Consider the following 9,463-nt stretch of genomic DNA (forward strand, 5'->3'; position numbering starts at 1 on the left):
CACTTGAGCTTAACAAATTTATAATAACGTGTTGTGTTTTTCTCGGGAAAATAAAAAGGCCGCCCGGCAAAGCGGACAGCCTTTTAACTTATTTTTCGAGAATAAGACTAAACAACTAATTATATTATAATGCTTTTAGCGCCGCATCGTAATTGGGCTCATTCACAATGTCATCCACCTGTTCGCTGTGCGTTACTTTTCCCTTTTCGTCGAGTACTACTACGGCCCGCGATAGCAGTCCGGCCAATGGCCCATCAAGCATCTTTACACCATAGTTCTGACTGAACACCTCGTCTTTGTACTCCGATAATGATATCACATCATTGAGGCCTTCGGCACCACAAAAGCGGGCATGGGCAAAGGGTAGGTCGCGCGATATACATAGCACCACGGTGTTATCCTGCTTAGCGGCTTCGGCATTGAAGCGGCGCACTGAAGCAGCGCAAACACCGGTGTCCACACTCGGGAAAATATTTAAAACAACTTTCTTACCCTTGAAATCGGCCAGAGAAACTTCGCTCAGATCCGTTTTTACCAGGGAAAAATCAGGTGCTTCTGCACCCACGCGGGGAAGGTCGCCTGCTGTATTTACCGGCGTGCCTTTAAATGTTATCTGTGTCATTTTGTTGCAATATTTTATTATATCCTTTAAACAATGGCTGTGTGCTTTTGTTTCAAGCCTTTAGTACGATAGTGGCCGGAAGGAGAAATCTTTCCGGCCATTGATTTGATAATGTATTACTTATCTCTCTGTGATTTTTCTGTTTGCTGCTCATTGGACAGTGCCTTTTGTACTTTACGTTCGTTATAAAAGGCAAAGAAGGATACTACGGCCACCACCACTATGGAATAATACACAAAGGATGGAATGGGCAAGGGATCGCCTTTGGCATAGGAGTGCATGCCCGCCAGATAGTAGTTAACACCCACGTAGGTCATTATTACCGAGGCAAAGCCTATTACCGACCAAAAGTTAAAGGTGGTACGACCCCGCATGCCCGGTATAAAGCGCATGTGAAGAATAAAGGCGTATACCAGTATAGTAACGGCCGTCCATGTTTCCTTGGGATCCCATCCCCAGTAGCGTCCCCAGGATTCGTTAGCCCATACACCGCCCAGGAAGCAGCCGATGGTCAGCAGGTAAAGTCCCACGGTCATGGTCATCTCACTGATGGCCGACAGCTCCTCAATGGTGAGTGAGAAAGTTTTGTTTGAGCGGGGCGATTTAATGCCAAATAACACCAGGTTAAGGAAGCCCAGGAGGGCACCTAGCGCCAGGAAGCCATAGCTGGCCACGATAATGGCCACGTGTATGGTTAGCCAATAGGATTTTAATACGGGTACCAGGTTGGTAATTTCAGGATTCATCCAGCTAAGGTGGGCCACCATCAGGATGATGCCGGTGAAGAAGGCTGTAACCGAAAGGGCGATTGGGCTTTGTCTGCTGAATAATAAGCCAGCCAGTGAGGTGCTCCACCCTATGTACAGCATCGATTCATAGCCGTTGCTCCAGGGCGCGTGCCCCGAAATGTACCAGCGGATGATCAAACCGGCCGTGTAAACCACGAAGGCCAGGACAATGAGTATGAGTCCGCCTTTGATTATCCATTTAAACTGCCATTGGGGTTTTACCAGTGTGATGAGTTGGAAGAACAAGAGGATAAGTCCCAATACTAGGAAGTAGGGCATCAGGCTCATAAACAGCGAGCTGTTGTTATAGAATATTTCAATTTTCTTTTTTGTTTCAGATGGAAGAATGCTGTGTCCGTATTTAGCCTGGTAGTTGGCAATGGCCTTCACATAAGTGGCTTCTTCGGTCTGCTTTCCAGCCGCCAGTGCTTCCATATACATGCCAAACAGGTTGCGCACGAGCAGACTATCTTCCTGACTTGCACTCTCGGCCTTAGCGCCGGGCGTTAGCCATGGAGCCTGTTCATCACCGGGTTGTGGGAATAACTTAAGAAGGCTCCCCATTTGGGTCATATAAAATACGTTGATCTGTTCATCTACCTTCACGGCTTCCTGCTCCAGCTTATTGCGGTAGGCAGGTCTTTTACGGTAGGAGTCTTCTACCAGCTGGCGTATTTTGTATTCCCCCTTGTCAGTAAAGAAATCTTTGAACGATGCCTTCTTACCACTGATTTGCAGCTGTGACTTTAATTCGTCGTGCTTAACGGTTATCATGGGTACTGTTTGCCAATAGGCGGCATCTATCATCATGCTTAGTATTACCCGATCGGCCGACCAACCTTTAAAGGTATGATGTTTGGCCAGCTTGCGTACCACCTCGCTGTTAAGTGTGTTAAGGGGCTTGATGCGGCCTCCGTTGTCCTGCACCCACAGCTGTCCAAAGGCATTGGCCGAGGCCTGACTAATGGAGTGGGGCGGGTTTAGTTCGTTGGCGAAGGAGCTAGTGCCGGCCAGCAGCGCCAGAAGGACCATTAATTTCTGTTTCTGTTTATACAGCTCGCGGGTACGACCAATCAGTTGGCGGAAACGTGTATTGGGCGCTATTAGGGCGGCCAACATACCCAGTGCCATCAGAAAGTAACCGGCATAGGTGAGTAAGGTACCCCACCAGTCGCGGTTAACCGACAGTACAGTGCCTTTTTCATCGCGGTCGTAGGACGATTGGAAGAAACGGTAGCCATGGTAGTTCAGTATGTTGTTCATAAATATGCGTCGATCTTCTTTCAGGCCCGTGCGCTCATCAATCAGGGTTACTTCGCTGGCAAAAGAGCTGGGGCTCTCACTGCCGGGATAACGTTCCAGTTCAAATTTATTAAGGTGAAGGTCAAAGGGGATATGGATCTTTTTGGCACCGTAGCGAACAGTAAAAGTTACCCCATCGATCTCAGCCGTATAAGATTCACCCAGCACGTCTTTTTGTCCGAATACAAAGAAGTCTTTGCGTTGATCGCCCAGTTCGGCCACGAACTTAATGGCATCGGGCAGGCCACGTCCCTGATCGCCTTCCACTGAAACGGGTTCGATGGTGGCACTGGGCAGGTAACTGGTAAGTACCATACGTAAGTCGCCCACACGATATAATACCCCACTGTATAACTGATGAATGGAGTCGGCAGCAAAGGTTTGTGTGTTGCCTGTTTGCATTTGCATCATGCTAACTTCTGCTGTCGATTGATAATGAGGAGCACCATCTTTTACGTTTAGTACAAGGCTGTACCCATCTTGCTTTACAGGATTAAAAGCAATGTGGTGGGATCCTACCTGTACTTCATCGCCTTCAAACAAGGATACTTCCTGTCGTCCGGTGTTACCCGACAGCACCAGGTTAATGGCAGGTTTTCCTCCGGGGCGCTCCACCGAACGAGCAACTGCCTGAGGTATAAAGAGCTCGCTATGTAGCCTCAGTCGCCCCTGTGGTGTGGCAAAACTGGCGGCATATTCATGAGGACTCACAACGGAGTAAAGCACATGCGCTTCGTCTTCATCCTCGTAATTATCAGCTGTTACCCGCACATTAATATATTGGTCGCTGGATAGGATGGTGCTTGATGATTCGCCTTCGCGGATGTGCATCATGCCCTCGTAACCCACATAGCGGGTGACCGCTGCCCCCACAATAATCAGCAGAAACGACAAGTGAAAGGCTAGCGCGGGCAGTTTTTTTACATTAAAGCTCTTGAATTTAATTAAGTTGCCAAGCATATTAATGGCCAGCAACGCAAAGACCACTTCTAACCACCAGGCGTTATACACCAATGCTTTAGAGGCATTGGTGCCAAAGTCATTTTCGATAAATGTGGCAACACCCAGTACGGCGGCCAGAAATAGTAACAGGCTGCCCATGAGCCAATAGGCAGTTAGGAATTCGAATAATTTCTTCATATTTCATCAATTGAATGTGCAAGATAAAAATTTCCTGGAGACCAATTTTATTTGGCCTTCTGCAATTGGGAGATTAAAATAGTAAATAAGACCAATAAATCTGAAATTTACAGGATTAATTTTTATTTAACCTTATTTATGACATCATATCTTAATTGCTAACAAAAGTTATTGAGAAGCTATATTATTATCCTCATCAGTAAACTATTTCCTGTTTTTGTCGTAATGGTGCCAATTACTAATCTATTAAAATCAAATGATGCGAATAACGACAAAGATTATCGTTTTCTCGCTGGGTATGTTGTTGATATTGGCGGTTGCAATTACTCTTCCGACCAGTTATGTGAATTACAAAACCCGGCAAAAGGAGCTTAAGGAATTGGAAGTTATGCTGCGAAATAATTTCGACGCAGTTATAAAGCACGAAGTACAAACGGTAATAAGCCTTTTAGAAAGTGTTCATGAAGAAATAAAGCAGGGAAGGATGAGCGATGACGAAGGCTTACAGCTCGCCGCGAAACTGGTACGCGAACTTCGTTATGGCAGCGATGGCTATTTTTGGATAGATACCAAGGAGGGAATTAATGTGGTGTTACTGGGCAATGAAGATGTAGAAGGTAAGAGCCGCTGGGATAATAAGGACTCCAATGGTAAGTATCTGATACGGGACATAATAAACGCAGCCACACAAGGCGATGGCTTTAGCGAATATTGGTTTCCTCGGGCCGGCGAAACAGTGCCTGCACCCAAGCGTAGTTACTCTGCCTACTTCGCGCCTTTTAATTGGGTGGTGGGTACCGGTAATTATATTGATGATATTGACCGGGTGATTGAGGATAATAGAGCCGTTAGTTTGGCCAATCTGAAGAAGAGTATCCGTATGAGTGCTGCCATTACAATTTGTATTCTGGTGATATTATCTGTTATCATCATTTATGTGGGTCGTAAGTTTGCCGCCATCATCATTGGTTTGTCTGAATCTACCGAGGAGATAGCACAGGGTAATCTCCTGATTGATATACCCACAACTCAGAATGATGAGATTGGAACGCTTCAGCGATCTTTGCAGCATACCATACAGAAGCTGAAAGATATTATGCAGGACATCGTGGAGGGCTCGGAAAATGTAAGGGCGGCCAGCGAACAGATGGCGCAATCGGCCGAAAACATCTCCAACGGTGCCACCTCGCAAGCTGCCTCTACCGAAGAAATATCGTCTTCCATTGAAGAAATGGTTTCCAACATTCAATCCAATGCCAACAATGCTGCGCGTACCGAGCAGACAGCAGAAAAGGCTGAGAAAAGTATTAATGACTTGCAGACCACTGTGAAGGAAAACCTGAATGCCATGGAAAGTATATCGTCCAAAGTGGCCGTGATTAAGGATATTGCTGTTCAAACTAACTTACTGGCCTTGAATGCCTCGGTAGAAGCAGCGCGCGCCGGTGAGGCCGGACGTGGTTTTTCTGTGGTGGCCGGCGAAGTGCGTAAGTTGTCGGAGGTGACACAAGCCGCTGCCGGTGAGATCGATGAGCTGTCGGCCAATAGTTTGACCATTGCTCAGCAGTCGTGGGAGGCCATGGAAGCCTTGCTACCCGATATTGCCTCTATTATGCAGATGATACGCGAGATACTGGCCGCTGGAAAGGAACAGGAAGCAGGCGCCAATCATATTAACAGCGCCATACAGTCGCTGGTGAATATTACCTCTGAGTATTCAGCCTCGTCGGAGGAGATGGCGTCCGGATCAGAAGAGCTGTCTCGCCAGTCGGAGATGTTGAATGAGAGCGTTGCCTATTTTAAAATTAAATAGGGGCGAATGACAATGAATAGCTGCGATGGACACTTAAGTAACTTGCACAGATAGTGGCTTTTTTGTTGCTTTGCATCGTTTTTTTCTGAATTATAACATTTGAGTCAAGAAACTATAAAATGAGAAGAATTATAAGCTCGCTGGTGGCTATGGTATTAGCCACAATGGTATTTGCACAAGAAGAGAAAACTTTTAAAGTTGAAGTGCATGGTTTTGTTGGTGTTAATGCTTTTATGGATACGCGCCAGAGTGCCACAGCACGCAATGGTAATATTTATTTATTTCCTAAGCCGGCCAATTTCGATAATGAACATAACGACTTGTCAGACCATGCGTCGCTCGATATCGATGCTGCCTTTAGCCGTTTTAATGTGGGTGTTACAGGACCTGATGTACTGGGAGCTAAAAGCTTTGCCTTTATCGAGGCCGATTTCTTAGGCGATAAAAATACATCTCATCAGGACCTTAACTTTCGGCTGCGCCATGCTTTTGTACGTTTGAACTGGGAAAAGACAAGCTTATTACTGGGGCAGTCGTGGCATCCTTTGTTTGTTACCGAAAACGTGCCGAATACTGTGAATGTAGGCTGTGGCGTGCCATATCATCCGCTGAACCGTCAACCGATGATTCGTGTTGGGCATCAGCTGGGCAATCGCATCGAAGCCATTGCCTTTTTGATGTATCAGAATGACTTTTTGGATAAGGGCATGCACGATGCATCAGAGAATTCGATGATTCCTGAATCGGCACTGCAATTAAAATACAAGAGCGAGCGTTTTTTTGCCGCGCTAACAGGCGGCTATAAAGTGTTGAAGCCGGCGCTGAGCGATCCGTATACGGGTATTAAAACCGATGAGCTGGCGAAAGGGGGCTACGTGGCTGCCTCGCTGAAGAAGGACTTTGGAGTACTTACTTTTAAAACCGAGGGTTTGTTTACTGCGGGTATGACCAATGTGGTGATGTTGGGTGGTTTCGCTGAAAAGACTAATGACAGCCCCGAACGTGCGTATAGTGCCATTAAGAATTTTAGTTTTTGGGCCGATGTGGAATCCAATGCCAAAAAGGTGAAGCCGGGCATTTTGTTGGGTTATACCAAAAATTTAGGTACGTTTGACAAAGCAACACCGTTGGCCGGATTTAATATTGGTGGTAATATTGCCAATATGTATTCCATTGTGCCTCGCGTTAAGTTTATGGCATCGCCCAGGTTAATGTTCGGTCTGGAGTGGATGTATGTGGTGGCGGCTTATGGTGGTACTGATGCCAACGGAGATTTCATGTATGATGCCTATGCCAAACCCATTAATACCGAGAATTTCAGTAATCACCGATTAACCGCTGGTATGCGTTATTCGTTTTAAGGGAAGTAAGTATGAAGCAGACATTAGCAGTCGTATCCGTTTTGATGATTATAACCGGTTTTGGCATGATTCATAGTACCAAAGGGCTGATGGAAATAATCAGCATGCTTTTAATTGGTATAGGTTGTGCATATCTGCTATTTTTGTTGCTCACACAAAATAACAAAAGCAAATAGTCCAAAGGCTATGCGCATATAGGTAAAGCTTATGTTTTCAAAAGAGGAAGCGAAAGAAATACGGCAGTTGTTCTGGCACAAGCTCGAAAGTCGCACGCGGCGTTTGCCCGGTCAGAAGGGGAAGAAGATCAACTGGATTTTTGATCAGACAGGTGTTAAAGGCCTCGATTTGCGTTTCGATATTAATCGCGAGCGTGCCATTGTGGCGCTGGAAATTAATCACCGTAGCGAGGAGCGTCGTTTACAGTTGTTTGAAAAATTGGAAGCGTGTAAAACAATTTTTGAAAACGAATACAGAGGGTCTCTGGTATGGGATTATTTCTATAACAAAGAGGAGGGACGTGATGTGTGTCGCGTGTATGAGGCGCTTTCGCCCGCCGACCTGTATCAGCAGGAGCAATGGCCCGAGGTAATGCGTTTTATGATTGATCGTATGATACGCCTCGAGAAGGCCTTCCTGGAAGTCAAGGACTTTTTGCAGCACGATGAATTAGGACAGTAATAGCGATGACTATTGAAATAAGGGGCTTATCCATTTGGGTAAGCCTTTTTTGTATCGTCGGCACAAGTGCCGGTTCCGGGTGAAATACTGTCCAACGGCACGCGTGTAACAGGGGAACTCGAGGGTCAGGTTGTTACCTGCACTGCGCTTTATTACATGGTAAACAATGGCTTTTAGTCCACGTTTATTTTCGTCATTGTCGAAGCCATGGATAAGTGATAAGCGATCGTGTGATCGCAGTATAAAAGCCCCTGCCATAAGCTGGTTATAACGATCATAAGCGGCATACACAGCACTGGTTTTATAGCGTTGTGAAAAACTGATCAGGCGCAACAAAGTAGCAAAGTAGGTCGCTTTACGTGCCGGTTTAGATTGAATAGCCGCAAGGTAGCTAGTGGGTGTTAAATCGCGGATGACAACAATGTTTTTGGCTTCATAATCTTCTATCGCCTTTTTTAGCTCAGGGGCAAAGCTTTTTTTAAGCTGCTTGGCATCTCGGATAAGATCCAGCAGCCCATAACTGAAAGTACGGCTTGCGTTGCCGGGTAGTTTATTATAGGGACTTAATATTATCGACAGGTGTTGATAAGGAATAGCTTGAAGCACTTGCATGGCCTCCATAGGACTGATGGGCTTACGATTGATAATGCCTAGGTAAGGCACCAGATGCGGGCAATACACCTGCCGCATAAAAATGCGCTGCTTAATGGGTAGAGGAAGTAGTATGTTGTAGTCTTCACTTACCAGCGCCTCCCAGTTATCGCATACAATATCGAGGTACCATGTAGTGGCAAAAACAGCTCCGTTGAGGGCTTCTTTCACACAGCCATCCCATTCCCGGTCGTTAATGTCATCGCGTGTTATGTGTTTCATTGTTACCATGAAAAACTACATAAGGCCTTCGTCGGCAAAACTGCAGAAACCATTGTCGGTTACAATAATATGATCCAGAACGGGTATGTCCATGATATGACCGGCCTCGCTCATTTTTTTGGTGATTTTGGTATCCGCCTCACTGGGTTGCAAGTTGCCACTGGGATGGTTATGACACAATATAATGGCGGCCGCCAGATGATCGATAGCTGACTTAAGGATGAGCCGAACATCTATGACGGTGCCGGCAATACCACCCTGGCTGATCTTATTTTTGGCGATCACTTTGTTGGAACGGTTCAGCATCAGCACCCAGAACTCTTCGTGGGGCAGGTCACCCAAAAGGGGCTGAAAGATGTTGTACACATCGCGGCTGCAGGTTATTTTGGGTCGGTCTTCACTCTCTTGCAGCTTGCGTCGTCGCCCCAGCTCCAGCGAGGCAACAATACTAATGGCTTTGGCTTCACCAATACCATGATATTTACTTTTTAGGTCAGTCACACTTTTCTTTCCCAAAGTATTCAGGTTATTACGGCAGTCGCTAAGTATTTTTTTTGAAAGTTCAACGGCACTCTCGCGTGCACTGCCCGAGCCAATTAAAATGGCCAGCAGCTCGGCATCGGACAAGGAAGCCAGGCCTTTGTGAAGGAGTTTTTCGCGCGGACGGTCTTCCAGCGCCCATTGTTTTATACTCAGGTGTTGGTAGCTTGCCATCTTTTTATTTTAATGAAAAGATAAAGAGGCTGCATGAGAAAGTAAATATCAGATACAAAAAAAGCTCTTCAAAAATTATGAAGAGCTTTCTGCGCAGTCCCTAGGAGAATCGAACTCCTGTTTCAAGGATGAAAACCTTGCGTCCTAACCACTAGACGAAGGGACCTTAGTG

The 9,463-nt window shown here is 46.1% G+C and carries 7 protein-coding genes and 1 tRNA gene; 3 read left to right on the forward strand and 5 right to left on the reverse strand.

Annotation, left to right across the window (positions count from 1 at the left end):
- Positions 1-124: 124 nt before the first annotated feature.
- Positions 125-622, reverse strand: a complete 498-nt coding sequence (gene tpx / locus ACRD7A_RS15200; RefSeq protein WP_430811986.1) for a thiol peroxidase — start codon at positions 620-622, stop codon at positions 125-127.
- A 116-nt stretch (positions 623-738) separates the two neighbouring features.
- Positions 739-3,852, reverse strand: coding sequence for a cytochrome c biogenesis protein (locus ACRD7A_RS15205; RefSeq protein WP_430811987.1), 3,114 nt, complete (start codon positions 3,850-3,852; stop codon positions 739-741).
- Positions 3,853-4,108: 256 nt separating this feature from the next.
- On the opposite strand from ACRD7A_RS15205, the gene ACRD7A_RS15210 reads away from it, so the two are divergent.
- From ACRD7A_RS15210 to ACRD7A_RS15220, 3 genes are all read left to right on the forward strand, one after another.
- Positions 4,109-5,665 (forward strand): methyl-accepting chemotaxis protein, encoded by a 1,557-nt coding sequence (locus tag ACRD7A_RS15210; RefSeq protein ID WP_430811988.1) that lies wholly within the window; start codon positions 4,109-4,111, stop codon positions 5,663-5,665.
- A gap of 119 nt (positions 5,666-5,784) precedes the next feature.
- The gene (locus ACRD7A_RS15215; protein WP_430811989.1) at positions 5,785-7,026 is read left to right on the forward strand and encodes a hypothetical protein; all 1,242 of its coding nucleotides are present in this window, start codon (positions 5,785-5,787) and stop codon (positions 7,024-7,026) included.
- Between the two features lie 207 nt (positions 7,027-7,233).
- Entirely contained in the window at positions 7,234-7,704 is a 471-nt protein-coding gene (locus ACRD7A_RS15220) for a DUF4268 domain-containing protein (protein ID WP_430811990.1), read from the forward strand.
- Between the two features lie 9 nt (positions 7,705-7,713).
- Here ACRD7A_RS15220 and ACRD7A_RS15225 read toward each other — a convergent pair whose 3' ends face one another.
- The 3 genes from ACRD7A_RS15225 to ACRD7A_RS15235 all read right to left on the reverse strand — a co-directional run bounded on the left by ACRD7A_RS15225 (position 7,714) and on the right by ACRD7A_RS15235 (position 9,457).
- Positions 7,714-8,577 carry a hypothetical protein gene (locus tag ACRD7A_RS15225; RefSeq protein ID WP_430811991.1) on the reverse strand — a complete coding sequence of 288 codons (864 nt, stop codon included), beginning with the start codon at positions 8,575-8,577 and terminating at the stop codon, positions 7,714-7,716.
- A 15-nt stretch (positions 8,578-8,592) separates the two neighbouring features.
- On the reverse strand, positions 8,593-9,291 hold the full coding sequence (gene radC / locus ACRD7A_RS15230; RefSeq protein WP_430811992.1) for a RadC family protein: 699 nt from the start codon (positions 9,289-9,291) through the stop codon (positions 8,593-8,595).
- Between the two features lie 94 nt (positions 9,292-9,385).
- Positions 9,386-9,457 (reverse strand) — tRNA-Glu (locus ACRD7A_RS15235).
- Positions 9,458-9,463 lie beyond the last annotated feature (6 nt).

Source organism: Carboxylicivirga longa, assembly GCF_050589825.1.
GTDB classification, from domain to species: Bacteria; Bacteroidota; Bacteroidia; order Bacteroidales; family Marinilabiliaceae; genus Carboxylicivirga; species Carboxylicivirga longa.